This window comes from Halobacillus sp. K22 (assembly GCF_052246795.1).
Taxonomy (GTDB): domain Bacteria; phylum Bacillota; class Bacilli; order Bacillales; family Halobacillaceae; genus Halobacillus.
The window spans coordinates 44,210-68,554 of record NZ_JBQQCN010000008.1 but is presented as its reverse complement, the minus strand read 5'-3'; the positions used below and the strand labels follow the sequence as shown (position 1 = coordinate 68,554).

Here is a 24,345-nt window from a genome sequence, read left to right as displayed (position 1 = left end):
CAATAAACGTGGTGCCGGTGGTGTCACCACTATGGAAACGGCTCGAATTAACTTTAGCTAATTCATACACCTCCTAAGTTCAGGATAGATTATTATATGAAGTAGTTATTGATAACGTATAGATTAATATCCTTAATGTGCGAACTATTTTCATTAAGTAAAATAGATATAAAAAATTGATAAGCCAAAGCAGAGATTCACTTAACTGAGTCTCTGCTTTTTTTACATTACTTACTTTCCATGCATGACCATTTTTCAGCGTACCTTAGGCTTGTAATAGGGTTTGAAGGATTCATAAATCCTAGCCATTCCTTAGGAACCCCGCAGGGCGTTGTCAATATGGTGGTTACTCCAAACGAAGCATTTAGCGAAACGGTTCATAACAGTAAAGACGTTCGCAAGCTTACCTTTACCGGTTTCACCGAAGTCGGCAAGCTGTTTAATGAAACAAAGCGCAGATCATGAAAAAAAGTTTCGCTTGAGCTGGACGGACAGGCTCCCTTAAGTGTCCTGCACGATGCGGATGTGAAGCCGCGGGAGAAGGGACCATCGCTTCAAACTTTCGGAATGCCGGTCAAACCTGCATATCCGCTATTTGTAAAAAATTACAAATGCAGGTTTATTACCTATCTGAAAGATGGTAATAAAGAAGGAGAGGTGCCGGGGCTTAGCGGATCCCGGGCCAGTTCGTATTACATAAAGTTTCCGGTGATGAGGATGTCTGTGTTAAGGAGGTGGGTTAACAAATGCAAAGTGACTTGGTTAAAACTATAATTTGGGTAGTAGTGATCATCTTGCTCATCATTGTAGCTCTTTTTGCTCTCGGAATAACCGGTTTAGTAAGCAGATAATAATCAAGCCAAAAAAACTCATGACCGAGGTGCTTTTTCGTAATGCCACCGAATGAAAGTTCCAATTACTACTTAAGGTCTTTTTTCAGAAACTCTTTAAAGCTAATCATATCTTTAAAGCAGGTTCCATTTCTATCTTTCTTCATATGACTTATCACCAGCGCTATAACGGTTTTACAAAGTAAGGGGGAATAGCATTGGATAAGTTGAAAGAAGGAATAATCCAAATCGCAACAAGTATGTTGGCTGCATTAGTCGTCAGTCTTTATTTTTATTCGCGAGGCAGCGCAGGATATACGTTGCTAGTATTTTTAGTTGCTTTTGTAATTTTTGTGGGGAGCGGGATAATTGTTAAGATTATGTACTTATGGGTTCAATGGAGAAACCGCTACCTGACTAATTTTCTCGTGTATTTGTTGAGTGGGGCTGTGATTTGGGGATTGCTTATGTTTTTCCCGCCTATTTACTCCATTATCTTTGAAGATTTTACGGTAGAGGGATTTAAATCATCTACTTCAATAATAGATTTTCTAAGAACTGTTGCAATTGGGGCAATTTGCGGGCTAAGCTTTTATCACATTTATCTCGGACTAAGCGGGTTGTTTGCCAAGGTTGCAAACTTAATGCAGAGTCATTGATTGAAAATCTTACTTTAAGGACGAAGCTGACTCAGGTTGGACTTTATAGATAATGGGGTATCGCTTGATCATGAATCATACTCTGGAAAAGTATTTGACAACCTGGAAATGATATCGATTCTTAACCCATTGAAGGTGATTATCTACTTTAGATAATCGCTTTTTTACTTATATTGGTTCAGTTATAAACTTATAGTCGAAGGAGGATTCCAATGAGTGAAGTAGTTATGCCGGTGATTATTTTTCTATTAATTGCTGGAGGATGGGGAGCTATTATTCTTAAGGATTATGCAAATGCAGAAGGGAGACCTAAGGGGAATTGGGTTCATACAGGAGGTGCTATAATATTTGCTTTATTAATTATTTGGATAGTCACAGGCCTTTGAAGTAGCTGATGAGGGTTGAGTGCGAGCATTTTTTAAAAAAGAGAATTCCGATAACTGGGAAAGTAAATCTTCGTTGAATTTTAGTTATCGTCGCTATTCAAAAGTCACGGCTACAAACGGGAAGGTACTTTTTCCTTCTTATTCAGAGCTTTGTAATGATTGGCTCGGGAAGGAATCCGCGTTAATCATCTATAATGTAAGTAAAAAAGCAGAACCACCATGGCTCTGCTTTTCTTTAAATATCCGGATGGGTAAAAATATCGTGCTCATCTGTACTTGGTGAAGAGTATTCTGCAGTTACCGCTCCGGCTTCCCCGGCTTGAAACCAGTGTTTGGTATTCGGCGGGATGGTATATTGATCGCCTGCCTTAAGAATGACTTCGTGAGCTGCGGTAAAATGCTCTTTCTCTCCTTTTGGAGGTTCAGTTTTGGGATGTTCCGTAGGCTCGCCCTCTACATAAAGGTAGACACTCCCGAACTTCACGCGAAAGGTTTCCTCTTTGCCAGGGTCTCCTTCTGTGACGGGCGGGTGGTGGTGCTCCGGACACGTCTGGCGTGGGAACAGTACCCACTCTTTGGCGCAGTAGCGGTCTGTATTTATATATACAAACAGCTGAAGGCCAATCTCGTCCAGACGGTTAATCCCGAAATCATTCACCTGAATGGATTGGATTTCTTCATCACTTAAGATTATATCGGCCATTTGAAAATACTCATTTGTTTTCCGCTGAACTTCTCGTTTTGATAAGCTTTGTAAACTCATTGAAGTCAGCCTCCTTTCTTATGAAGTCATAATTTGACCGCCGTTTACATGAATACACTGGCCAGTCATGTAGGACCCTTCTTTAGAGGCTAGAAGGACATAGGGTCCTACAAGTTCAGAAGGCTGGCCTGGACGGTTCATTGGTGTATCTGTTCCGAATTTGCCGACCTTTTCTTCATCAAAAGTCGATGGAATGAGCGGCGTCCAGATCGGACCAGGAGCTACCATATTGACGCGGATACCTTGTTCGACGAGGTTAGCAGCCATGCTTCGGGTGAAACCAACGATCGCACCTTTTGTTGCTGTATAATCAATCAGCTCGGGATTCCCTTTATAAGGATTTACTGAAGTCGTATTGATAATGGAATTTCCTTCTTTTAGATACGGCAGTGCAAATTTTGTTAAATGAAAAATAGCGTAAATATTCGTTTTAAATGTCTTATCCCATTGCTCGTACGAAATGTCCTGCAGGTCATCGGTTGGGTACTGAACGGCTGAATTATTGACGAGAATATCAAGTTTTCCAAAGTGGTCAACTGTCTTCTCAATTAACTGTTTACACGTGTCTTCTTCTGTAATATCTCCCGGGACAAATAGACAATCTGCCCCTTCCTGTTCAATCCATTCCTTCGTCTGCTCTGCATCACTTTCTTCACCACTAACAAAGTTTATGGCAATGTCAGCTCCTTCTTTCGCATAAGCAAGAGCTACTGCACGCCCAATTCCACTGTCTCCTCCTGTGATTAGAGATACCTGCCCCTTCAATTTTTCGGCTCCTTTATAATCAAGCGGCTGGACAGGAAGTGGATCCATCTCAGACTCGATTCCCGGCTGTTTCGCTTGTGTCTGTTTCGGCTGGCCGCCCAGCTGGCGTTTTTGGATATTCATACCATTCTCCTTTTATTCTTTATTTTTTGCATATGTAAGGAAAATACCTTTTCCCTTCACCATGTAAACATTTGTAAACGGATGCAAAAAATGTGTATTAAATAACGTGGAGGTTTTTAATATATGGAATACCTTTGGACTACCATTTTATGCTGAACTTAATGCAGATGATTTGAAGTTAAATGATATTGTTAATTTAAACGAGGTGCCTAGACCCAAAATTCGACCAGCTTCCTATTAAACTGGTCCAATACTTTTATAGAAAGATAGAATTCTCAGATCTATTCGGAAATTTCTATATTTCGACGGCCGCTTTCGACATTAAATTCCCAATCCCCGGGAGTATAATATTTCCAAGTACACTAAGGGAATTAATGGAGGAGAGAGAATGAAGCTAAGGAAAATTGCGTTTGCACTGGGGATCTTGGGAATAAGTTTAGGGTTGATGGGAAAGCCGGCTGAAGCGGCACAGAACGAAGCCATTATTATTAACAAAAGTACCAACCAACTGGCTTTTTATGAAAAAGGTAATCTTCAGAAAGTATTTCCTGTGGCAACAGGACGGACGAAGAGTTTAACACCGGAAGGGAAATTTTATCTGGTTAATAAGGTAAAAAACAGGCCGTGGTATAAAGAGAATATACCAGGTGGCGATCCACGGAACCCATTAGGCGCAAGGTGGCTCGGGATAAAAGTTCCGGGAGACTGGGGACATACCTCTGGAAATGTTTATGGAGTGCATGGCACAAATAATTCATCCTCAATTGGAACCTACGCGTCCAGTGGCTGTATCCGAATGTATAATAAGGACGTCATCTGGTTGTACGACCGGGCTGATAAGAATATTCCAGTTTATATTACAAGCACATCATCTTCATTTACGGCGTTAGCGCAAAAATATGGAGTTGGGAAATCCGCCAAAGTAGTCGCGGGATATGAAACCTTTAACGAGACCCTGAGGTATGGCAGTAAAGGGGATTCAGTAAAAATCCTGCAGAGAAAGCTCGCGATTACTGCGGATGGATCCTTTGGCCCGCAGACGTTAAAATCGGTGAAGAATTTTCAAAAGTCAAAAGGATTAGTGGTGGATGGTATCGTGGGACCTAATACAAGGAAAGCATTATTCAGTAAATAAAAACCTCATTGGGAAAGCTCTCCCTGAACACACCCCGGGCTAAGACATTTTTAAATATGTCTTAGCCCGGGGTGTTGTGTGTTCGGAAATCCAATTCTCCCTTGATAATCAAACCAACGATAAAGAGTAAAGTTTATGAATATGCCTAAATCATTAGGACTGATAGGGATTCCCAGCAGCATCATGTAACTGAACCGATTTAACGTAGTTTTTATCTGTAAGAGAAAGACTTTCATATGTTAGGATAATAAGAAGATTTGGTAAAAATAACTAGGATCAGTGTGGGGGACGAGATGAGACGGATCGTAAAAAAGGCAAGCGTGCTCAGCGGAGTATTCATAGCGATGGCAGCCATTGGAAAGGTAATCTATGATACGAATGTTTTTAAACGAAAAAATATTCGTATCAGTCATAAGAAAATACCGCAAGACAGCCGGTTCAGAATCTTGCAAATTAGTGACTTACATAATAAAGTATTTGGAAGAAACAACAAGAAGCTCCTGCGGACAATTGAAGAAGCAAAGGCCGATATGGTGGTGATCACCGGAGATTTAATAGACCGGAACACAAAGCAATGGAATCAGGTCTTTTCTTTAATTGAGCAGATCGTCAGGGTGTATCCACATGTTTTTTACGTTACCGGCAACCATGAATGGGACCATCCTTTAACCCAGCCTTTTTTGGACGGTCTTAAGGAGCGGCAGGTATCGGTTTTAAGAAATGAGCACACGTCTGTCCCATTAAATGAGACTTATAGAATGAACATCGTTGGAATTGATGACGTTAATTCCAGTCGAGAGAATGTGGAGAAAGCTTTCCACGGGATGGATGAGCAGCGTTATACCATCCTGCTTTCTCACTCTCCCGATTTTGTAAATGAATATGAAAATAAGCCGGCTGATTTAATCCTGAGCGGTCATACTCACGGAGGAAAAGTGAAGATTCCGTGTATCGGATCTTTGGTAGCGCCTGGACAGGGGCTGTTGCCAAAGTATGATGAGGGGATGTACTCCATTGACTCAAATCAGCTTCTTTACGTCGACAGAGGTCTAGGAACAAGTGTAGTTCACGTACGTTTTTTTAATCAAAGTCAGTTAAGTTTAATTGAAATTACTCATGAAGACTGAAAAGTAGATATGCCGTTTACTATGTACAGTCGGTCAGGGTAGCTATTTATTGTATGGAAGGAAGAGAGGAAAATGGCTAAAAATATCATCACTGGAGTCGCAGCTGCCTCCCTGGTCTCAACCTACAGTCATCACGTAAGCGATACAGGCATGTCTACGATTTTCGTCTTTTACGTGGCAGCGTTTTGGTTCATTGCCAGTGGACTCGGGTTAAAAGCTTTACAGAAACAATTGGAATGGAAGAAAACTTACGGGGTCAATCTCTCGGTTTATTCTCTCACAGGGGGATTGATTATGATGGCTTTGCTGTTTGGTGTGCATGTATTTGATCTCGCCTCAGGAGGCAGCGTGGACTCCTTGTACTTTAGCGATATCAGCAGTATGTTTGGAACCGGAGTGATCTGCGGGTTTACTTATTTTCACCTGCATCTCTTGGTAAGCGCAATGGCAGCTAAGCTTGCAACTCAATACAAATATACAGAATCATAGGTTGTTGAATGCCGGCAGGAGCGTAAAGTTCTGTCGGTTTTCTTGTTTTATGTAAAGTATAGCATTCCCTCCCACTAGAACTGAAAATATTTCTGTAAGTCTATCGTATTGAATATTAATGCTCTTTTATTTAGAAGTTTTCTGGCTAAACTGTCAACAATTTTGGAATTATGTCGAAAATATAAGTAAAGAATTAAAAGGAGTAATGAATAAGTGGTGCCTAATGTGGAGTGTTACTTGGAAGTTATTGATCAGACTGACCACTATACATGCCGTAGATGTTCGACCCTGATGAGTCCGAGGAGAATCATATTTATCAGTGAAGTTAAAATAGATATATTACTGGAGTGCGAGGGCTGTGGTACGGCTTTATCTTTAATGATAGATAAGTAGCACGTGTTTTTCTAGAGAAATACGTACGATCGAAGTTATCGGAGGTGTAATCGTTGGGTTTCCTGTCAGACGCCATCCAGCATTTCATCCATTCCGAGGTGAATGAACCGGCTGCTAAATTAGCCGTTCTCTGTGTGTGCTTATTTATAGCTGTTTTTGCCGTTAATTTCTTACTCCGGTTTATTCCACTACCGAGAAAAGTGAAGGATATTGTTCTAATGTGTTCAATGGGAGGGGGAGCTTTTCTCTGGTATTCGGTTACGTTTATTTGAAAAATATAGGTTAGATTGAAGAAGGGATCCTGAGTTGATCGCTTCTTTTTTATTGCCTCTATTTTTTGATTTATTCATAAGATGTTTATTACACAATAGGGCCGGATAGTTGAAGACTCAGTTTCGAGGTAATTTGGGTCCTTTACGATATTTGAAGATGGCTGGTGGGGAAATAACTCGCTTTCCTATGGGGGAACGGTGAGCTTCCTCGCTCGTTACACTCCCTGCGGGATCTCACCTAGTTCCTTCTCCCATGGGAGTCTCGCCATTTCCCCACCAACCCAGCCACGGGAGAATAACGGACCCTCTGAAAAGAGAGTATCCTATCCTCCTTATCCCGCCTGACTGCTTATATAACAGGCAATCCCGCACAGTTTCAAACTGGAAAAGTATATACGCCCATATGATTATTTCTTCTCAATGGGGTGAAGGATGAAGCCGTTTCGAGTTTCTGATTCGGCCAGGTCCGGAGGGGAACGGGGAGACTCCTGTGGGATGAACATGATCGGTAAGATCCGGGAAGGCGAAGCCTGAGGAAGCTCAGCACAAGGGATGTTCGACTAAGACCGCCACGTCCTGTGGCAACGTCGAACGACCCTTCGTCGTGCAGGGCCGGAAAGCGAAATCGTCCCCCGCAGGACCTAATTCTCACAAAAGTCTCGAAACTGAGTCTTCCAGTAACGGGAGCTTTACTTTAAATTCAACACGGAAGATTAACAGAGCTTTTTATTTGAGAAAAAAGAAGGAAGGGACAATGATTCTAACGTTCCTCAAGTTAAATAATCCGCTTATTAAAAGCGACAACATTTAACAGGAGTGTAAAACGAACATTTTTAATTAATATTTAAGATTCGTTCGTTAAAATACCTGTTTATCCTTGAAATATACCTATAATTGAATTTAGAATGACTATAAACCCAAACATTCAGGAGGAGAAGCTATGTACGGAGCACCGAACAATCGTAATTCAAAAAAGATGATGATGCTTGGCTCAGGAGAACTCGGGAAAGAAGTAGTTATGGAAGCCCAGCGGATGGGAATCGAAACCATTGCCGTAGATCGTTACGAAGGTGCGCCCGCCATGCAGGTAGCTCATCGATTTGCTGTCATTGATATGCTTGATGGAGTTCAGCTTCGCCGCGTCGTAGAAAAGGAACAGCCGGATTACATAGTTCCTGAAATCGAAGCCATTGCGACCGAGACGCTATTGAAGCTTGAGGAAGAAGGCTATAACGTTATCCCTACCGCTTACGCCACGCAGTTAACGATGGACAGAGAGGGAATCAGACGCCTCGCCAGTGAGAAATTAGGTTTGCCAACCGCAAAATACGAGTTTGCTAATTCGTTAGAGGAACTGAAGGAAGCGGTTCAAACCATTGGTCTACCATGCGTCATTAAGCCGATTATGAGTTCTTCCGGAAAAGGGCAGAGTCTCTGCCGCACAGAAAGTGAGATCGAGGATTCCTGGCAGGAGGCTCTCGGCAGCGGTCGGGGAAACAGCACGCGGGTGATTGTGGAAGAATTTATCCATTTTGACTCTGAGATCACACTACTGACTGTAGAGGCTGCCAATGGTACCTTTTTTTGCCCGCCCATCGGTCATAGGCAGGAGGGCGGAGATTACATTCAATCCTGGCAGCCGCATGCGATGAGTGAGGGACACGTCAAGCAGGCGGAAGCTATTTCTAAAAAGATCACAGGTGAAATCGGTGGATACGGAGTATTCGGAGTGGAACTGTTTATTACCTCCAATGGGGTGTATTTCAGTGAAGTCTCTCCGCGTCCCCATGATACAGGTATGGTGACTATGGTCACCCAGGAACTCTCTGAATTTGCCCTTCATGTGCGGGCAATTCTTGGACTGCCGATTGAGGATATTCAGCTTGTTTCGCCAGGGTCAAGTCATGCCGTGAAATCGTCGGTTGAAAGCAATGACTACTTCATTTCCGGTCTGGAAAAAGCGTTAGCGGTCCCGCATACAGAGGTGCGATTATTTGGAAAACCATCAGCCACGATCGGACGCCGCATGGCTGTTGCGCTAAGTACAGGGGAAAATGCAAAAACAGCCTGTGATCGGACGGAAGAAGCTGCCTCTTACCTGAATGTTCTCAATCGCAACGATACGAAATCATAAATTTAATGGACCATCCTGACTCTTGAAGAGCGTCAGGATGGTTTTTTTAATTGTTCAGCCAGTCATAGTACAGAGTGGCTGGGTCATCCATCACTTCTTTACGCACGGTCTGTTGGAAAGCTGCAAGCATCCCGCCATAAAAGTAGGCAAGAAACGTTTTCTTGATTGAGCCATTCTGTTTAGCAAAAACCGCCTGTTTGAACGTCTGCGAAATGATGGTTATGTAATGATCGACAGGGTAGCTTAATTTCGTTTGCTGGTAGGCGTAATAAACCCTTTTCCATGCACCAAGGATATCCTTTACATTCAAAAAGGTTTGAGAGAGCTGAATAAATGCTTTTGGTATGTAAGTGGGTAAATAATCGGTATCTATAGCCGGTTTGGCAGCAGAGGATACATGCTTGACTGGTTCTAGGGTTTCAGTTTGTTCAGGTTTATCAACTCTTTCAGCTGTCTTTTGACTAGCGAGGTCTTGTTTCTCAGGAAGTGGAGTTTCCTCTGCCGGATTGATTACCAGAATGTTAACTCCGCGCTTTCCATTCGGACGAATCGTAGGAATGCGTGCAAGCAACCCCGCTTGCTCGAGAGTGTTAATCGCTCGGACAATGGTTCGGCGGCTGCGTTTTGTAGCTTTTTCAATGGTTTCTATTTTAGCAAAAGAGACACCAGGATATTTAACGGAATGCCGCCAGATAAAAGTTAATACTTCCAGGGAAGCTTGAGAAAGTGAGGCTTTATGGTGGTACAGAAAAGAACGAACGCGTAGATCTAATTCTTTTTACTCGGAAAGGATTGAAGCTTGCTAATGTCATGGATATTCATTTTTCATCACCTATTCTTGTCTTGTTAATCTATTAATCGAAAGTTTTAAGAATTTGGTGTCGAAAAAAATAAAATATTTTTTATATCGTGTTTTATTTAAAATCTTTTTTTAATTAATCTTAGTTTATTCTTTGTTTCGGTGGATGATTTTGCTGGATGGGTTCAGCCGTACCATTGGTTTGGTGGTGGTGCATGCCGTGTCATCTGCCGTGTCAAATAAGGGTGACAATCATCCTTAGTGGTACAGGAAGAATCTATTAAAGGATAATCATTGGGAGAGATGTGTACTGCCGGTACCCTTAAAGCCATATGAAAAAGCCCTATGGTAGCTGATGGGATCCATCTACCATAGGGCTTTTAAATTATAATATAGGCCTTGTCCTTTACCCCGCCTTTTCTTTCCTTTTATCAGTACTTTTAATGGAGGCTGAAGAGGGTTTTACGCTAAGTACGATAACCGTAACCAATATAATTGCCATTCCAAGAAGTTGAATAATGGTCAAGTGATCTCCGATAAGCAGAAAACCAAATAATGAAGCTGTTACGGGCTCAACCATAGCGACCATTGAAGCAGTCGTTGGCGCAGTCCATTGAATGCCAATCACATAAAGAATAAACGAAACCCCAGCTCCCAGGACCCCCAGTAAAACAAACCAGCCTATGTCGTTTGAGGTCATTACGCTAGCGGCTTCATCCATGTCGGCGATAAGCAAAAGGATAAGACAAAATGAAAAGAAAGCGATAGTTAAAGTGGTCTGTGGCTTTCCGATGGAGGAGGCGTTTTTAAAACCGAATATAAATAAGGCGTAGGAAAGACCTGCAGCAAGCCCGGTTGCCACCCCTAGTAAACCCACGGATAGCGAAGCGGTATTGTAGGCCCCTGTAAGCATCACAATTCCTATAAGTACCCCTAAGATGCACCCCCATTTAAACCAGCTCGGACGCTCGATTCGTAATAAAAAAGAGATGACAAGGACGAACACCGGGGCTGTGTACATTAAAGTAGAAGCAACAGCCACGCCTGACGCCTGGATCGTGAAAAAATAAAAAGTGAAATTTCCAGCAACTCCTACGCCAGCCAACGAAGACCAAATGTATAAGCGAGAAGAGGAGCTCCAATTTTGTTTAAAGCGTAAAAGAAACCAAGTAAAAAAACATACAAAGCCAATAACCCCTCGATAAAGAGAAATTACGATAGGATCCCAGCCTTTATTCATTAAAATATCTGCAATTCCTCCACTAACGCCCCAGCATATAGCTGCAAGAATAACCAAACTTACACCTACTGATCTCACCGTTTGTACGCCTCCTAAAAAAATAATAGAAATCTAAAGTGGACTTAATAACCATGAAACTTCAAGAGCCAAGCCAGTTCTTAATAAAAAGGTATGTTTTTTAGAAGGCGTACATGGCAATTTTTCATTCGACTTAACTTTCAAGTGGCATACAATATGTAGTTAATCTTGTACTGGAAACTCAAGTGCTTTTCAGAAAACGAAGGAGATGCAAGAAACTTAATAAACATTAGGATGGAAATAATTAGTAAATGCATTTTAAGCTTAGCAGGGAGATATCTATTAATCAACCAAAAAATAGAAAATATGGTATTTATAAGAGGTTTAGGCAGATTGGTGAGCATAGGAGTAATTAGTTCTTACTGGGATGGATATTTTGAGAGAATCGTAGAAAGGGTATAGTTGGTTACACAAGTTTCTACCAAAGGGTGAAGGGATATGAAAATATATACGATTGGGCATTCCGACCATGACAAGCAAAAATTCTTGCAGATGCTTGAGGCTGCAGATATCGAATATGTAGCTGATATCCGCGCCTTCCCTGCGAGCCGTAAATACCCGCAGTTTAACAAGGAAAGAATGGAAGACTGGCTTAGCGAAGCAGGCGTAGCGTATCAGCATTTTTCGGTACTCGGTGGCAGGCGGAAGCGGTCAGGCGAGATTGGGGAGAATCTAAATGCCGGATGGGACAATCGCTCGTTCCACAACTATGCGGATTATACATTAACGAAAGAGTTCCAGAATGGGGTGGAGGATTTAAAAGCGGAGGCTGAAGGAAAGAATCTTGTCTATATGTGCTCCGAACGGCATCCAGCCAAGTGTCACCGCCTGTTAATTAGTAACTGGCTGCAGGCGAATGGCTGGGATGTTTTTCATATGATCAACGACTCCAAAGGAAATACAGAGCTGGTCGGCCATGAACTTGGGCGGTGGGGTGCGATGCCTATCGTGGAAGAGGATGGAACAGTAGTGTATCCAATGCTTGAGGAGTAAGGTACTAAGCCGCAGAGATAAGACTGAATAGGCGGAGAGTAGGACAGGAATGTGGGGGAATATCGATAGAATGATAATTTACTTTTTGAGGAGGAATATCATGTGGATCGTGTTTATGATCATTTTTGTGGTAGCGGTAATCGCTGCTTTAGCCTTGCCGATTCTACTGCCTTCGAAAAGAAATAAGGAAAATCCGGATAAATATCATGAGTCGCGCTGGATGTAGCAAATAGAGGTTTTAATGAGCGGGTCTATAAGAACCTACTGCTTACATAAAAATAAATAAACAAGATGCACACGAGGGTGGTAAAGTGAAATTTCTTTTGCTTATGTTCGTTACGATATTGATTACTGACTTTTTATCGACACAAGTTTATGCCTGGATTAATTTGGAGTACCGCTTATTTCAAGATTCTTTTAATCTATGGTTGTTTTTACTAGACTTCGGTATCTTTCTCTTGATTGCTATGGGAGTTTATTCTCTACTGAGTAAACTATTTTCAAAAGAAAGTTCTGCTCGTTCATAGGATTGTTAAGGGCTTGGAACTTGGCGGGGAACACGGCAAAAAGCATGATAAGAGAATTAGGCGTACCGGCATGTTAAAATGGACTCATCTTATGAAAGTATCGATAAGGGGAGAAACATGCCGAAATATAAATGGAAAACAAAATTTAAAAAAGCCGTTTCGGAAACATTCGTAAAAATTATTCTGCCTATCATTCTCGTAATCGGCGGTATTTATCTGCTTACAAGCAGCAATCTGGGAGCCGGTTTAACCAGCAGCACCAATGAATCTACCGGCTTGTCCGATCAGGTGCTGCAATATGAAGATGAAGTTCGAAAGTATGCAAAGCAGGAAGGAATAGAGGAACACGTAGATGTGCTATTAGCGTTAATGATGCAGGAATCGGGTGGAAGAGGAGATGACCCTATGCAAGCCTCCGAATCCTTATGCGGTTCGGTCGGTTGTATTGACGATCCAGAGAAGTCGATCGAACAAGGAGTGTCCTACTTTGCCGATGTGTTGGAGCGGGCTGATCAGGACGTTAAATTAGCGCTTCAATCCTACAATTTTGGCGCGGGTTTTATTAATTATGTCATGAATAACGGTGGAGAATATACTCAGGAATTGGCCATTGAATTCTCTGCGCAGAAATATGAGGAGTTGAAACATACGGGCAAGTACGACTGTATTCGTGAGGAAGCGGAGCAGTATGACGCCTGTTATGGGGATATTTATTACGTGAATGCGGTTCTTGATTATTATGATGATGAAGAAATTCAGGATTTGTAATGTAGCGGCTTTAAAAATAGAAATGGGAACTTCTATTATAGAGAAGTTCCCATTTTTTAATGGAGTGGATGATCAGTTTTATTCTTCTGCAGCTATCGCTTCAGCCTTCGTAGCATGCACGGTGCCGAACGGATGATTAGGCGGGGCGTAGATCGAGTATAGTTTGAGCGGCGTATTGCCCGTATTGGTTAAGTTATGCCACGTGCCTGCCGGGATGATGATAGCCGAATCGTCCATCACATTTCTTGTGAAGTTCAGGTTGTTTTTTTGTTTGCCCATCTGTACAAATCCCTGGCCCTGCTCAACACGTAAGAATTGGTCGAGATTTGGATGCCTTTCTAAGCCGATATCTTCTCCTGGTTTAATACTCATCAGGGTCAACTGCAGATGGTCACCGGTCCATAATGCTGTGCGAAAGGTCTTATTTTGCTTGGTGGCTTTATTGATGTCCACTACAAATGGGTTGGGGCCATAATCTTTTAGCTGGATATTTCCTTGCCCGTGCGAAGGACGCCAGGCATGGTGCCCGTAGTCCTGAGGGTATGCCCAGTACCCCGCCTGATTCCCATAATTGTACATAGGTACATTTCCATCATAAGGATAACGATATGGATACATATAAGGATTATAATACACTTTTCTTCATCCTTTCTTAGTTCCTAAAGTTATCCTATGCATGAGCCCAGTGAATGTACATAAAAATTAATCCAGAAATCCCCGTTAGCTCATTCTCATAGCACTTATAATGGTAGGTTACTAAATGACTATGTGGATATTTTAGAAAAGCTCCCTTTTCTGGAAGACTTGATTTCGAGATATTTGTTGAGCGGAAGGTCCTCCGCGGGAATGCGCGGAGCCTCCTCAGGCTTCGCCTTCCGGGGTCTCCCCTGTCATTTTCATCCCGCAGGAGTCTACATCGTCCCCCTCCGGACCTGGCTGAATCAGAAACTCGAAACCACTAAATACACGGTTTGCTTGGCGAGAAAAAAAGATGGGATGAAGAGTGTATTTTCATGCTAGAACGATGTAAAAAAAGCTTGTCATAGAAGCATTTAGCACCTATTTAGAAGGAGAGCATTCTCTCTTCTGGAAGGATCCGTTATCCTCCTGTGGCTGGGTTGGTGGGGAAATGGCGAGACTCCCATGGGAGAAGGGACTAGGTGAGATCCCGCAGGGAGTGAAACGAGCGAGGAAGCTCACCGTTCCCCCATAGGAAAGCGAGCTATTTCCCCACCAGCCCTCCACCAACTAACGTAACGGACCCAAAATATCTCGAAACTGAGTCTTCCACAATCCGGCCCTTTAGTTTAATAAATTGCTTATGAATATTCCGCAGCAATATTTTACGGGATTAGAAAAAAGATTGAGATCGAGCAGTGGATTTGAAATAATAGATGAGATCTTAAATGTAACGAATAGCGACTCAACCAGGAGGTATCATCATCCATGAGTAAAATCCGCCAGCTTTTCAGCGGGCCCATTTTTTCTGAAAAAATCGATCGTTTTATTCTGATCCCGCTCGCCCTAATCGGAGTTCTTCTTGCCAGGTATTTAAAATCAGCCGGGTGGACCACAGGCGATGCTTTAGGCATTCTGGTGCTGGCAGCTATCCTGTTGACCATCGGCTTGCGTATCATAGGTGCTCGTTGGAAGGAAAAGAAAAACATTAGCCATTAAAAGCCGTCTTTTCATAGAAAAGGCGGTATTTTTTAAAGGTATGTGTACAAAAAGGGTCGGTTTTTTAATAAGGACGATCTACAGAGCAGAACAGAAGTGAGAAGTGAGTAATTATCAGTAAAAAATTGAGGGGGAGAAAAACTATGGAGATAATTATTCGAAAAGCCAAAAAAAGCGATTACGATCCTTTACTTCCATTGTTTAAGCAAATTCATGAACTACACGTTTCGATAAGACCGGATGTGTACAAAGAGAATTCTACTCCAGTGGAGCCGGAGTTATTTGAAAGCCAGTTGAATGATGATCAACAGCACATTTTTGTGGCCGAGAAAGGTCAAGATTTAGTCGGAGTAATAGTTACAGAAGAAGAAGAGATAACTGAAAATTCATTTGTCAAAGCGAGAAAAGTATTAGTCATACACAGTTTATGCGTTGCTGAAAACTATAGAAAACAAGGGATCGGACAAAAGCTGACTGAATACGTTTTTGATTTTGGAAGGCACCTGAGTGTCGATAGTATTGAGTTGGGTGTAACTGAGAAAAATTCTTCTGCCATTGAATTCTATAAGTCTATTGGGATGACAACAAAGAGTAGAAAAATGGAGTTAAAATTAAATTAACCTGGAGTTTCTGCGTAATCATTTATTAAAATGATCTCCAACTCAAGTTTTCAGGAACGGGGGCGACTTTTTTGATATGCTCCTCCTTACATAGTTAGGAATTTTTCTTTGGGCAATACGATTTCACAAAGGAACTAAAGCAAGAAAAATAGCTACGAAAAAAGGTCCACGATCGTTAGCGGGACCTTTTTGTAGCAGAATTATCCAGGGTTTTGCACTCATTATTTTCATCACTGGATTGTTTGATATACACTACACTCTGCTTCGTATAAGTCTCTCTCTCTTCTTTCCTTAACGGTTCTAGTGGGCTCAATTTACAGGTTCTCATTAAAAAGAGTGATGTAATTAGGTAGACTGATTAAAATTATATTAATAATGAAAATTGAATAAACAGTCATGAAATAGAGTCTTCCAAAAAATGCAGGATTGTGGAGACTCGATTTCGAGGAGTACTCCCTCTAACTCACCTAATTTTTCTTCTAGAAATTTTCAGAATAGAAAAAATTTTACTTTTATTTGAAAACGCCTTCATATATATCACTAGTGCCTTTATACTGAAAACGACAGGAATAGACAAAAACGGCAGAATTATGAATTTTCACTTGCCGTTTTTTTATTTTTTGAGAAAAGAGAGGAGAGAACCGTATTGGCTGACAAACGAAAGGGTATGTTTCAAAAGGGATTGGATGCCATTGAATATGTGGGGAATAAGCTGCCTCATCCAATCACACTATTTGCTATTTTGGCGCTACTGGTAGTAGTATTATCTGCTATTGTTTCCAGTTTTGGACTGAGTGTTGAACATCCTGGGGAAGAAGGGGAAATCGTTGAGATAAACAATCTTCTTAGCGCAGAAGGTATCGAGTACATCTTTTCCAGTATGACAGAGAACTTTATTGGATTTGCTCCTTTAGGTGTCGTTCTCGTCACAATGCTAGGAATCGGAGTAGCCGAAAGAACTGGGCTGATCAGTGCTTGTTTGCGCGGATTTGTGCTATCCGTTCCAAGAGCATTGATTACCTATGGTCTTGTATTTGCAGGGGTCATGTCCAGTGTTGCTTCTGACGCTGGTTACGTAGTATTGCCTCCGTTAGGTGCTGTCATTTTTGCTGCTCTTGGACGTCATCCATTAGCGGGACTAGCTGCTGCTTTTGCAGGGGTTTCTGCAGGATTCAGTGCGAACTTGTTTTTATCAGCGACGGATCCTTTATTAGGAGAGCTAACGATTGATGCTGCTGCGATTATTGACCCTGCTTATGCTGAAAATATGAACATAGCTATGAACTACTATTTCATATTTGTTTCTGTATTCTTGCTGACGTTTGTAGGAGGATGGGTCACAGAAAAAATTGTAGAACCACGTTTGGGAGAATATAAAGGCGAATTCCGTGAAGAATTAAAAGGACTGGATGCTACTGAAAAGAAAGGTCTAAAGTGGGCAGGTATTTCTGTCGCTATAGCAGCCGTTCTAATTGCTCTATTAGTTCTTCCAGCTGGTGCTCCTTTAAGAGGAGAGGATGGAGGTATCATTCAATCTCCATTTATGAGTTCCCTTGTGCCTATTATTACCATTCTTTTCTTTATTCCTGGGTTGTTTTATGGCATCGCAGCAAAAGAGATTAAAAATGATAAAGATGTTGCTGACCAGCTTTCTGAGACGATGGCGTCCATGGGGATGTTCATTGTACTTGCTTTTACTGCCGGACAATTTGTAGCTTACTTTTCAGAAACTAACATGGGACTCGTGATCGGGGTGTACGGTGCGGAATTGTTAGAATCAGCTAACCTGTCAGGCATACCACTCATTCTAGGTTTTATTTTGGTGGCAGCTGCAATTAACTTGTTTATAGGCAGTGCGTCTGCAAAATGGGCTATGATGGCTCCGGTATTTGTACCCATCATGATGCAGCTCGGTTATTCACCTGAATTAACCCAGATGGCGTACCGCGTTGCAGATTCTACAACAAATATCATTACGCCGCTCATGACTTACTTTGCCATTATTATCGCATTTGCGCAAAAATACGATAAACAAATGGGAATCGGAACTTTAATTTCCGTTATGTTCCCATACACGATCTTTTTCCTGATCTCCTGGACAATCATGTTAATTATTTGGATGCTGACTGGGGTTAATTTGGGACCAGGCTCACCAATCCACTATTAACGGATAACGAACTTGGAAGAAAGTACAGTTGTAAAAAATGGAATTCCATATCATTGGAATTCCATTTTTTTGAGATTCAACCGTGAAAACAGCTTAGAAGTCTTTACCCGTTTACAATTATGCCGCCGTTGACATGCAGTGTCTGACCAGAGACAAAACTTGCATCCTGGCTCGCAAGATAGACGTAAGCCGGGGCTACTTCTTTCGGCTGACCGGGGCGCTCCATCGGGTTGTCGGAACCGAATTCGGCAACCTGCTTCCGGTCGAAGCTTGCAGGGATCAAAGGTGTCCAGATGGGACCAGGAGCTACACCGTTCACACGAACCCTCTGACCAACAAGAGATTTTGCAAGCGCGCGGGTGAACGATGTAATGGCTCCTTTTGTGGATGTATAATCAATCAATCAATTGCTCGTTTCCGGCATAGGCCGTAACAGAGGAAGTGTTGATGATCGAGCTTCCTTTTTTCATATGTGGGAGTATGGCTTTTGTCATGTAGAAATAGGAGAAGATATTGACGCGAAAGGTGCGCTCAAGCTGTTCATTCGAGATATCCAGAACACTGGTCTGCGGATATTGAACGGCTGCGTTATTGACCAGCACATCGACCTGACTGAATTTACGCTTGATTTGTTTTACAGCATCTGTACAAAAGTCAGGATCGGCAATATCCCCGCTGATCAGTAGACAGGTGCGTCCTTCTTGTTCAATTAAGCGTTTTGTATCCTCGGCATCTTTATGTTCATCGAAGTAAAGGACAGCTATATCTGCTCCTTCACGTGCGAAATGCAGACTTACCGCCCTGCCTATGCCGCTGTCGCCTCCAGTTATCACCGCGATTTTTCCCTCAAGCTTTCCGCTGCCCTGATAGTTTTCATCAATATATTCCGGAAGTGGCTTCATTTCATATTCAAATCCCGGCTGACGGTTTTGATGCTGTTTCGGCTGGATATCTTTCTTTTGATTGTTCATAGGTCTCCTCCCAAATAGTGATTGGCTATTTCTAAGGTACCCATTAAGGCAGAGAATATTTGTGCCGTCCATTCAGGATTTGCAAGGTCTTTTTCATTTAGGGAATGCTTATATCTTCCAGTTTAATTTGCTCTTTGTTGTGGTAAAATAAGAACAAATGTTCGATAAGAAAGGAAGATACCTCATGGATGGCTTGTTTGCACGATCCCTGGATAAAAACGAGAAGCTGGTGGTCATCTATATGGACAGCCGGGGCGAGGTCTCCCAGCGTTCGATTCGGGTTATGGATGTACGTGCCGATGATATTTTGGTGTATTGTTTTGCGAGAGAAAAGGTAAGAACGCTTAAAAAAGACAGAATTCTATCGGTTTTTCCAGCAAGAACTGTAAAGCGAAGAAGAAGTGCCGCAATGGAATAGATTGCTCTATGGTCTGAGGTGGCTGTTAATAGATTTTTTTAAGTTCCGTCGTATTTACCATCATAGTCCTTCTCATTTCCGCATATCCTACAACTAACGAAATGAAAGTAAGGAGAGGGATAGGATGGGCTTCACTTATGGAAAAAGAGAGTTAATGCAGGATTTGCAAAGGGTGTTTGCCAAACATAATGTCCAGTCCATTAAAGTCAATAAGCCAGGCACACTGTTTAAAATAGAGGATGATGGATCCATGAAAGTGGAAGTAGGAGCAACGATCACAGCTTTCGATTATAAGCCAGGTGAAAAACCAGTGAGCAAATTCAGAGTCGTAAATGGTGGGAATCGAAAGAAGCAGTAAAAAATCAGCGCGTTTGACCGGGATTCTGGTCAAACGCGCTGTTCGATTTTTCGAAGAATAAACTTTTCTAAGTGCTTTTGCCCCTCTGTTAGATGTTAATAGTACATGAAGGCGATCATTCCAGCTAGCGCAATACGGTACAAAGCAAAAGGTAATAACTTGACTCTATTAATGAGCTTTAAGAAGAACCGAATCGTGATCAGAGCAAAAATAAAGGCGCTGACAAAACCGATCGCAAAGAGAGGAAGAGCCTGGGCTGTGAAATACGCCAGGTTATCGATGATAGAAAGACAGCTTGCGCCAAGCATAATCGGTACGGCCATAATAAAGGTAAAGTCTGCAGCCGAGCGGTGGGTCATACCAACAACCACTCCGGCAGAGATGGTCGAACCGGAGCGGGAGAAGCCGGGCCACAAGGAAAAGCACTGCATCAGTCCAATTAGAAGAGCCTGCAGGTAAGTGATTTGGTCGACACTCTTTAAAGAGGGATTGCGTGCTCCATAAAGATCAGCGAAAATCATAAAAAAGCTTCCTAATAGGAGTCCTATGATGACGGTTTCGACCGTAAATAAATGTTCATCGATATAGTCCTCAAAAAGAAAGCCGAGCAGAGCTGCCGGAAGCAGCCCTGTCAGGACATGACTGATTTTAAGACGGCTAGAGTTATCCTGAGCACGCGATCTCGCACCCAGTAAATCCATAAACCGATGTCTGAATGTAATGACTACCGCAAGAATTGAACCAAGCTGGATAACGATTTTAAAGGTGTTGGCCGTATAGTAGCCTAAAAATTCGCGGGAATGTAACCACATTTCATCGATGATAATCATATGGCCCGTAGAAGATACGGGAGCGAATTCAGTTAATCCTTCAAACATCCCGAGAAGCATCACTTTGATGACTTGAATAATGTCCATTCTGATCCCCTTACGCGCTTAGTATTTTTTTACGAATGATAATGAACATCAGGAGGGCGCACCCTGTTCCAAGTCCGACATAAGTGATGGTGGAATAAACCTCCAAAAGCCGGGAAATTTCATTCCACGATTCCCCCATCAAAGCACCCACTAAAATGAGGATGGTATTCCAGACCATTGTGCCAAGGATGGTGAACAGTAGAAACAAGGACAGCTTCATGTTAGCCATTCCGGCAGGCAAGGAAATCAGACTGCGGATGAGCGGAACCATCCGGCCGAGCAGCACCGCCCATATTCCGTAGCGGTGAAACCATGATTCTACTCTCTGGACGTCTTCTTTTTTTATGCGAAGACGATGTCCATGCCGCTCTACTAAGGATTCTAATTTTTCTACATCCATCAAGGATCCGATCCCATAAAGCACAACCGCTCCTGCAAGAGATCCGGTCGTTGAAACTACAATTACCCCAGCTATGGATAGATTGGCAGCTTGAGTCATAAATCCGCTGAACGGAAGAATAACCTCAGATGGAATGGGAGGAAAGATATTCTCTACCGCCATCATGATAAAGATGCCTGCATACCCATAGTGACTCATAAATTCAGTAATCCAATCCGCCATTGTGTACCTCCGTGATTTTGTAATAACTGGACTTCAAGCAGTTTTTTCAGCCGCTCTAAGCCCGTCCGCTCTATTTACAATCCTATGATTTGTTTCAGTTCTTTTATGTTAACCATGCTCCAGTGAAATTCAATCCAGTAGTCCTGCCATTCCACACCTGTAAACAGACCGGACGTCCAGATCCCGCCAAATAGTAATAAGAAAATCACGAACGTAACTGAGTAGTAGGTGATCCAATCGTTCATGTTTGAATTTTTCATTTCAATCTCCTTCAAATGTAGTTAAAAACGCACACGAAAAATAAGCTTTCCTATAGTGCTCAAAAGAAAAGCTGTGAAGCCTCTTCGTAAAAAGGAGACGATGTATTTACAGATAATTGGAATGGAATTTTTCTATCGTAAAGAAACCGGATGAGTCGGCAAGTGGTTCGAGGGTGCCCGTGGACGCTGAAAATAACCCTTTAACATCCAACTGGGCAGGAGGAAACAGGAAAGGTGGTAAAGCGTAATCTGCTTTTCCTTTAGGGAGAAGGATCGGAGAGATAGCCAGGGCTTCCTGTTCCACATCCGTGAAACTGGCCACGAGAGCATCCGTCTGTTCGATAGTCTCATAAGCCTGTAAAGACACGGCAGGGCTCAAACCTAAGAAATAGGCAGCAGTGAGCACTGTGAATAGAACTTTAATTATATTCATGTCCTTCTCCCTCCTTTCCAGTTATTAGATCTACAATACCCTAAGCCTATGGGAATGGGAAGCTTTTTTTTAATATATGGAAGGGGAGGCTCATCCATGCCAGTATGGGTCATAGAAGTGGTATTGATTCCTGCGATCGTGGCGATTATGACGCTCGTATTTAATTTGGTTCTGCACTGGGGGAAAACGAAATTTGAATACCGCATTGATACCACGAAGTTCAGGCGAGAGCACGATTACTTGCAGTTGAGTGAACTGTACATGGAGCTTTATGCAGTTATTGCGCAGTCAGAATTTCTAAGAGTTTTTCACCATTTAGAAGATTTAAGCTCTTTGCATGACCTTCCTTTTGTAGAGGTGGAGCACAGGTTAAAACGGTTTACAGATGATTTATTTCCAGGCGAGTTCCAAGTACACCAGGGGGCGATGGCGAATGCCGCCATCCATTCGTTTAATAAGATGCAGCTGGTAGAACTGATACTGGAGAAGAAGCCATACGCCTCTCAGGAACTCATCAAGCTTGCGGTCGGCTACCGGTACTGTCATGAATTTTTAAATAAAGATGGTCTCGTGGAGACGCAATATGAAAAATTTCTAGTCAGCGGGTTGGAATATATTTATAAAATCGTGACCACAGTTGTGCGGGAAACGAATGAAAAACGGGAAAGCTGTCATTTGGAGTTTATTGAGTCGGAGAAGCAAGAAGGGATCATGGAGCACGACATATTCAAGCTGCGGCATAAGGGGGGAAAGAGTTGATCATTCCAATATGGAATAATTTAACATTCATATAAAAAATGTACTTAAACAAAGGATCAGGGGCGTTTGGTGAAAGTTTTTACCAAGATATCTTGATTTTGAGCCTTCTGTTAACGGGACTTTAGTTAAAGATGCTCAATATAGATGCTAACTCGGGACGTAGCTTATCCAGGATTGCCATAATAGCTTAGTTCCTGTTATCAGATGAATAATGGTTCATTACTGCTGCAGTTATCCAAATTAATCGGCTTCCAATCGAACAAATTCCAATAACTGATTTGAAACACTGGAAATGAAGTATTCAATTTCTTTCTTGCTCGTTTTTTTTATAAACAGTGCTGATAACTAATTTACTTAGAGACGCAGGAATAAAACGCGCCTCCTTACGAACACTATATAAAAAGGGGGTGGGTCTTGTGAAAACAGCGATTATCGGGGCAGGGCTTGCCGGTCTTTCATGTGCAGTGACATTGGAAAAACATGGGCATACTGCTGATATATTTGAACACAAAAAGGAATTAGGTTTTCGCTATGACATTGCGGAACTAATAACGCCTATACTTGACTCACCCATCAATGACGCGGTGAAATTCTTTTCTGAAACATATGATATCCACTTAAAGCCGTCCAGTAATGTACAGAAAATATATGTCCATTCCGAAAATGAATCCGCCAATATAGAAGGAAATATTGGTTTTATCAATCTGCGGGGCGAACATAAGGATTCCTATGAAAGCCAATTAGCCCAACAGCTGGTGCATAGCAAAATCCATTATGACAGCCAGGCGACTTATGAAGACATCTCAAAAGAATATACCCATGTGGTATTAGCAACAGGCGATCCACAGGATACACAACAAATTCAGCCATATGACATAGCATTACCTTCCGCATTTGCCGGTGCTATCATCAAAGGGGATTTCGTCCGTAATGAGGTACATACCTGGTTCGATAATCGTTTTGCTCCAAAAGGTATGGGTTACTTGCTACCTCACTCCCAAACACAGGCGACTCTCGTGATCGTCTATCCGCAATATGAAGACGATTGGTTACAAAAAAGAAGTGAGTTCTGGAAAGAAATGGTGAAGCAAGCCTCCCATACCCTAAACCAGGAAATTATAATTGAAAAAGAATTTACGATCTCCGATTACATGGTAGGAAAGTGCAATTATCCACGAATCGGCAACACGTTTTTTGTGGGCAACTGTTTCGGAGCCACAACTCCATTCTTAGGTTTTGGTCAGACGGGATCTATTCTCAGTGGCATTTATGCTGCTCAGGATATCTGCGGGCTGGGGAATTATGAAGCCCTGTGTAAACTCCTCTATAAGGATTATGATGATTCCCTGGTACTCCGAAGAGCTATCGAAAGCCTGAGCAATCATCAACTGGATTTAGTGACTAAATCTCTTCACAATTCGATGGTGAAGAGAATTATCACCCAGCCGAATATGAGTGTTTTGAAAGGACTCAGCCACTTGTTGAAGCCTTTTACGTCCACATAACTAACACTTTCCCTTTTAAAATTGAAAAAGCCTGACTCCTTTTTTACGGGAGGTCAGGCTTTTTTGGTATAATTAAAAAATTCGCTAAAATCATTTGGTTAATTCATTATAAATAGAATCTAGCTGTTCTTCTAACTATTTTTTAGAAATTGAGCAG

The 24,345-nt window shown here is 42.1% G+C and carries 28 protein-coding genes and 2 pseudogenes; 19 read left to right on the top strand and 11 right to left on the bottom strand.

Features of this window, described 5'->3' with window-relative positions; translation table 11 throughout:
* The first annotated feature begins 240 nt into the window (after nucleotides 1-240).
* The 3 genes from ACTWPM_RS08040 (at nucleotide 241) to ACTWPM_RS08030 (ending at nucleotide 1,875) form a co-directional block, all read left to right on the top strand.
* Complete coding sequence (locus tag ACTWPM_RS08040; RefSeq protein WP_443132543.1) at nucleotides 241-465, top strand: aldehyde dehydrogenase family protein; 225 nt, start codon at nucleotides 241-243, stop codon at nucleotides 463-465.
* Nucleotides 466-1,048: 583 nt separating this feature from the next.
* Complete coding sequence (locus tag ACTWPM_RS08035; RefSeq protein ID WP_443132542.1) at nucleotides 1,049-1,489, top strand: hypothetical protein; 441 nt, start codon at nucleotides 1,049-1,051, stop codon at nucleotides 1,487-1,489.
* 212 nt (nucleotides 1,490-1,701) lie between these two features.
* On the top strand, nucleotides 1,702-1,875 hold the full coding sequence (locus ACTWPM_RS08030; protein WP_443132541.1) for a hypothetical protein: 174 nt from the start codon (nucleotides 1,702-1,704) through the stop codon (nucleotides 1,873-1,875).
* 235 nt (nucleotides 1,876-2,110) lie between these two features.
* Here ACTWPM_RS08030 and ACTWPM_RS08025 read toward each other — a convergent pair whose 3' ends face one another.
* Together ACTWPM_RS08025 and ACTWPM_RS08020 are read right to left on the bottom strand one after the other, a co-directional pair.
* On the bottom strand, nucleotides 2,111-2,638 hold the full coding sequence (locus tag ACTWPM_RS08025) for a D-lyxose/D-mannose family sugar isomerase (RefSeq protein ID WP_443132540.1): 528 nt from the start codon (nucleotides 2,636-2,638) through the stop codon (nucleotides 2,111-2,113).
* 18 nt (nucleotides 2,639-2,656) lie between these two features.
* Nucleotides 2,657-3,526 carry an SDR family oxidoreductase gene (locus ACTWPM_RS08020; protein ID WP_443132539.1) on the bottom strand — a complete coding sequence of 290 codons (870 nt, stop codon included), beginning with the start codon at nucleotides 3,524-3,526 and terminating at the stop codon, nucleotides 2,657-2,659.
* Between the two features lie 388 nt (nucleotides 3,527-3,914).
* On the opposite strand from ACTWPM_RS08020, the gene ACTWPM_RS08015 reads away from it, so the two are divergent.
* The 5 genes from ACTWPM_RS08015 (at nucleotide 3,915) to purT (ending at nucleotide 9,076) form a co-directional block, all read left to right on the top strand.
* A complete protein-coding gene (locus tag ACTWPM_RS08015) occupies nucleotides 3,915-4,661 on the top strand; it encodes a L,D-transpeptidase family protein (RefSeq protein WP_443132538.1) in 747 nt (248 codons plus the stop codon).
* A gap of 293 nt (nucleotides 4,662-4,954) precedes the next feature.
* Nucleotides 4,955-5,788: a metallophosphoesterase gene (locus ACTWPM_RS08010; protein ID WP_443132537.1), complete on the top strand. Its 834-nt coding sequence runs from the start codon at nucleotides 4,955-4,957 to the stop codon at nucleotides 5,786-5,788.
* Between the two features lie 72 nt (nucleotides 5,789-5,860).
* On the top strand, nucleotides 5,861-6,277 hold the full coding sequence (locus ACTWPM_RS08005) for a hypothetical protein (protein ID WP_443132536.1): 417 nt from the start codon (nucleotides 5,861-5,863) through the stop codon (nucleotides 6,275-6,277).
* 446 nt (nucleotides 6,278-6,723) lie between these two features.
* Complete coding sequence (locus ACTWPM_RS08000) at nucleotides 6,724-6,942, top strand: hypothetical protein (protein WP_443132535.1); 219 nt, start codon at nucleotides 6,724-6,726, stop codon at nucleotides 6,940-6,942.
* A gap of 940 nt (nucleotides 6,943-7,882) precedes the next feature.
* Nucleotides 7,883-9,076, top strand: coding sequence for a formate-dependent phosphoribosylglycinamide formyltransferase (gene purT, locus ACTWPM_RS07995; RefSeq protein WP_443132534.1), 1,194 nt, complete (start codon nucleotides 7,883-7,885; stop codon nucleotides 9,074-9,076).
* A gap of 46 nt (nucleotides 9,077-9,122) precedes the next feature.
* On the opposite strand, the gene ACTWPM_RS07990 is transcribed toward purT, so the two are convergent.
* From ACTWPM_RS07990 to ACTWPM_RS07980, 3 genes and pseudogenes are all read right to left on the bottom strand, one after another.
* On the bottom strand, nucleotides 9,123-9,647 hold the full coding sequence (locus ACTWPM_RS07990; protein WP_443132533.1) for a hypothetical protein: 525 nt from the start codon (nucleotides 9,645-9,647) through the stop codon (nucleotides 9,123-9,125).
* Between the two features lie 6 nt (nucleotides 9,648-9,653).
* Nucleotides 9,654-9,824 (bottom strand): annotated as a pseudogene (locus ACTWPM_RS07985) (helix-turn-helix domain-containing protein); the annotation flags it as partial.
* A gap of 457 nt (nucleotides 9,825-10,281) precedes the next feature.
* Nucleotides 10,282-11,193 (bottom strand): DMT family transporter, encoded by a 912-nt coding sequence (locus ACTWPM_RS07980; protein WP_443132532.1) that lies wholly within the window; start codon nucleotides 11,191-11,193, stop codon nucleotides 10,282-10,284.
* Between the two features lie 438 nt (nucleotides 11,194-11,631).
* Here ACTWPM_RS07980 and ACTWPM_RS07975 point away from each other — a divergent pair, with 438 nt between their 5' ends.
* The 4 genes from ACTWPM_RS07975 to ACTWPM_RS07960 all read left to right on the top strand — a co-directional run bounded on the left by ACTWPM_RS07975 (nucleotide 11,632) and on the right by ACTWPM_RS07960 (nucleotide 13,481).
* The gene (locus tag ACTWPM_RS07975) at nucleotides 11,632-12,186 is read left to right on the top strand and encodes a DUF488 domain-containing protein (RefSeq protein WP_443132531.1); all 555 of its coding nucleotides are present in this window, start codon (nucleotides 11,632-11,634) and stop codon (nucleotides 12,184-12,186) included.
* 100 nt (nucleotides 12,187-12,286) lie between these two features.
* The gene (locus ACTWPM_RS07970) at nucleotides 12,287-12,412 is read left to right on the top strand and encodes a hypothetical protein (RefSeq protein ID WP_443132530.1); all 126 of its coding nucleotides are present in this window, start codon (nucleotides 12,287-12,289) and stop codon (nucleotides 12,410-12,412) included.
* Between the two features lie 85 nt (nucleotides 12,413-12,497).
* Nucleotides 12,498-12,713, top strand: a complete 216-nt coding sequence (locus ACTWPM_RS07965; protein WP_443132529.1) for a hypothetical protein — start codon at nucleotides 12,498-12,500, stop codon at nucleotides 12,711-12,713.
* A 117-nt stretch (nucleotides 12,714-12,830) separates the two neighbouring features.
* Complete coding sequence (locus ACTWPM_RS07960; RefSeq protein WP_443132528.1) at nucleotides 12,831-13,481, top strand: lysozyme family protein; 651 nt, start codon at nucleotides 12,831-12,833, stop codon at nucleotides 13,479-13,481.
* A 78-nt stretch (nucleotides 13,482-13,559) separates the two neighbouring features.
* On the opposite strand, the gene ACTWPM_RS07955 is transcribed toward ACTWPM_RS07960, so the two are convergent.
* Nucleotides 13,560-14,117, bottom strand: coding sequence for a cupin domain-containing protein (locus ACTWPM_RS07955; RefSeq protein ID WP_443132527.1), 558 nt, complete (start codon nucleotides 14,115-14,117; stop codon nucleotides 13,560-13,562).
* Nucleotides 14,118-14,927: 810 nt separating this feature from the next.
* Between ACTWPM_RS07955 and ACTWPM_RS07950 the strand changes: the two genes are divergently transcribed.
* The 3 genes from ACTWPM_RS07950 (at nucleotide 14,928) to ACTWPM_RS07940 (ending at nucleotide 17,945) form a co-directional block, all read left to right on the top strand.
* On the top strand, nucleotides 14,928-15,158 hold the full coding sequence (locus tag ACTWPM_RS07950; RefSeq protein ID WP_443132526.1) for a hypothetical protein: 231 nt from the start codon (nucleotides 14,928-14,930) through the stop codon (nucleotides 15,156-15,158).
* Nucleotides 15,159-15,301: 143 nt separating this feature from the next.
* The gene (locus ACTWPM_RS07945; RefSeq protein ID WP_443132525.1) at nucleotides 15,302-15,778 is read left to right on the top strand and encodes a GNAT family N-acetyltransferase; all 477 of its coding nucleotides are present in this window, start codon (nucleotides 15,302-15,304) and stop codon (nucleotides 15,776-15,778) included.
* A 646-nt stretch (nucleotides 15,779-16,424) separates the two neighbouring features.
* Nucleotides 16,425-17,945 (top strand): AbgT family transporter, encoded by a 1,521-nt coding sequence (locus tag ACTWPM_RS07940; RefSeq protein WP_443132524.1) that lies wholly within the window; start codon nucleotides 16,425-16,427, stop codon nucleotides 17,943-17,945.
* 103 nt (nucleotides 17,946-18,048) lie between these two features.
* Here ACTWPM_RS07940 and ACTWPM_RS07935 read toward each other — a convergent pair.
* Nucleotides 18,049-18,916, bottom strand: a pseudogene (locus ACTWPM_RS07935) (SDR family oxidoreductase).
* A gap of 184 nt (nucleotides 18,917-19,100) precedes the next feature.
* On the opposite strand from ACTWPM_RS07935, the gene ACTWPM_RS07930 reads away from it, so the two are divergent.
* Nucleotides 19,101-19,334 (top strand): hypothetical protein, encoded by a 234-nt coding sequence (locus tag ACTWPM_RS07930; RefSeq protein ID WP_443132523.1) that lies wholly within the window; start codon nucleotides 19,101-19,103, stop codon nucleotides 19,332-19,334.
* Nucleotides 19,335-19,458: 124 nt separating this feature from the next.
* Nucleotides 19,459-19,692, top strand: a complete 234-nt coding sequence (locus ACTWPM_RS07925) for a hypothetical protein (RefSeq protein ID WP_443132522.1) — start codon at nucleotides 19,459-19,461, stop codon at nucleotides 19,690-19,692.
* Nucleotides 19,693-19,787: 95 nt separating this feature from the next.
* On the opposite strand, the gene ACTWPM_RS07920 is transcribed toward ACTWPM_RS07925, so the two are convergent.
* The 4 genes from ACTWPM_RS07920 to ACTWPM_RS07905 all read right to left on the bottom strand — a co-directional run bounded on the left by ACTWPM_RS07920 (nucleotide 19,788) and on the right by ACTWPM_RS07905 (nucleotide 21,924).
* Nucleotides 19,788-20,609 (bottom strand): undecaprenyl-diphosphate phosphatase, encoded by an 822-nt coding sequence (locus ACTWPM_RS07920; RefSeq protein ID WP_443132521.1) that lies wholly within the window; start codon nucleotides 20,607-20,609, stop codon nucleotides 19,788-19,790.
* Between the two features lie 10 nt (nucleotides 20,610-20,619).
* On the bottom strand, nucleotides 20,620-21,231 hold the full coding sequence (locus ACTWPM_RS07915) for a DedA family protein (protein ID WP_443132520.1): 612 nt from the start codon (nucleotides 21,229-21,231) through the stop codon (nucleotides 20,620-20,622).
* Between the two features lie 74 nt (nucleotides 21,232-21,305).
* Nucleotides 21,306-21,491 (bottom strand): hypothetical protein, encoded by a 186-nt coding sequence (locus ACTWPM_RS07910; RefSeq protein WP_443132519.1) that lies wholly within the window; start codon nucleotides 21,489-21,491, stop codon nucleotides 21,306-21,308.
* 106 nt (nucleotides 21,492-21,597) lie between these two features.
* Nucleotides 21,598-21,924 (bottom strand): hypothetical protein, encoded by a 327-nt coding sequence (locus ACTWPM_RS07905; RefSeq protein WP_443132518.1) that lies wholly within the window; start codon nucleotides 21,922-21,924, stop codon nucleotides 21,598-21,600.
* Between the two features lie 96 nt (nucleotides 21,925-22,020).
* Here ACTWPM_RS07905 and ACTWPM_RS07900 point away from each other — a divergent pair, with 96 nt between their 5' ends.
* On the top strand, nucleotides 22,021-22,683 hold the full coding sequence (locus tag ACTWPM_RS07900; protein ID WP_443132517.1) for a hypothetical protein: 663 nt from the start codon (nucleotides 22,021-22,023) through the stop codon (nucleotides 22,681-22,683).
* Nucleotides 22,684-23,099: 416 nt separating this feature from the next.
* Nucleotides 23,100-24,188 (top strand): NAD(P)-binding protein, encoded by a 1,089-nt coding sequence (locus ACTWPM_RS07895; RefSeq protein WP_443132516.1) that lies wholly within the window; start codon nucleotides 23,100-23,102, stop codon nucleotides 24,186-24,188.
* Nucleotides 24,189-24,345 lie beyond the last annotated feature (157 nt).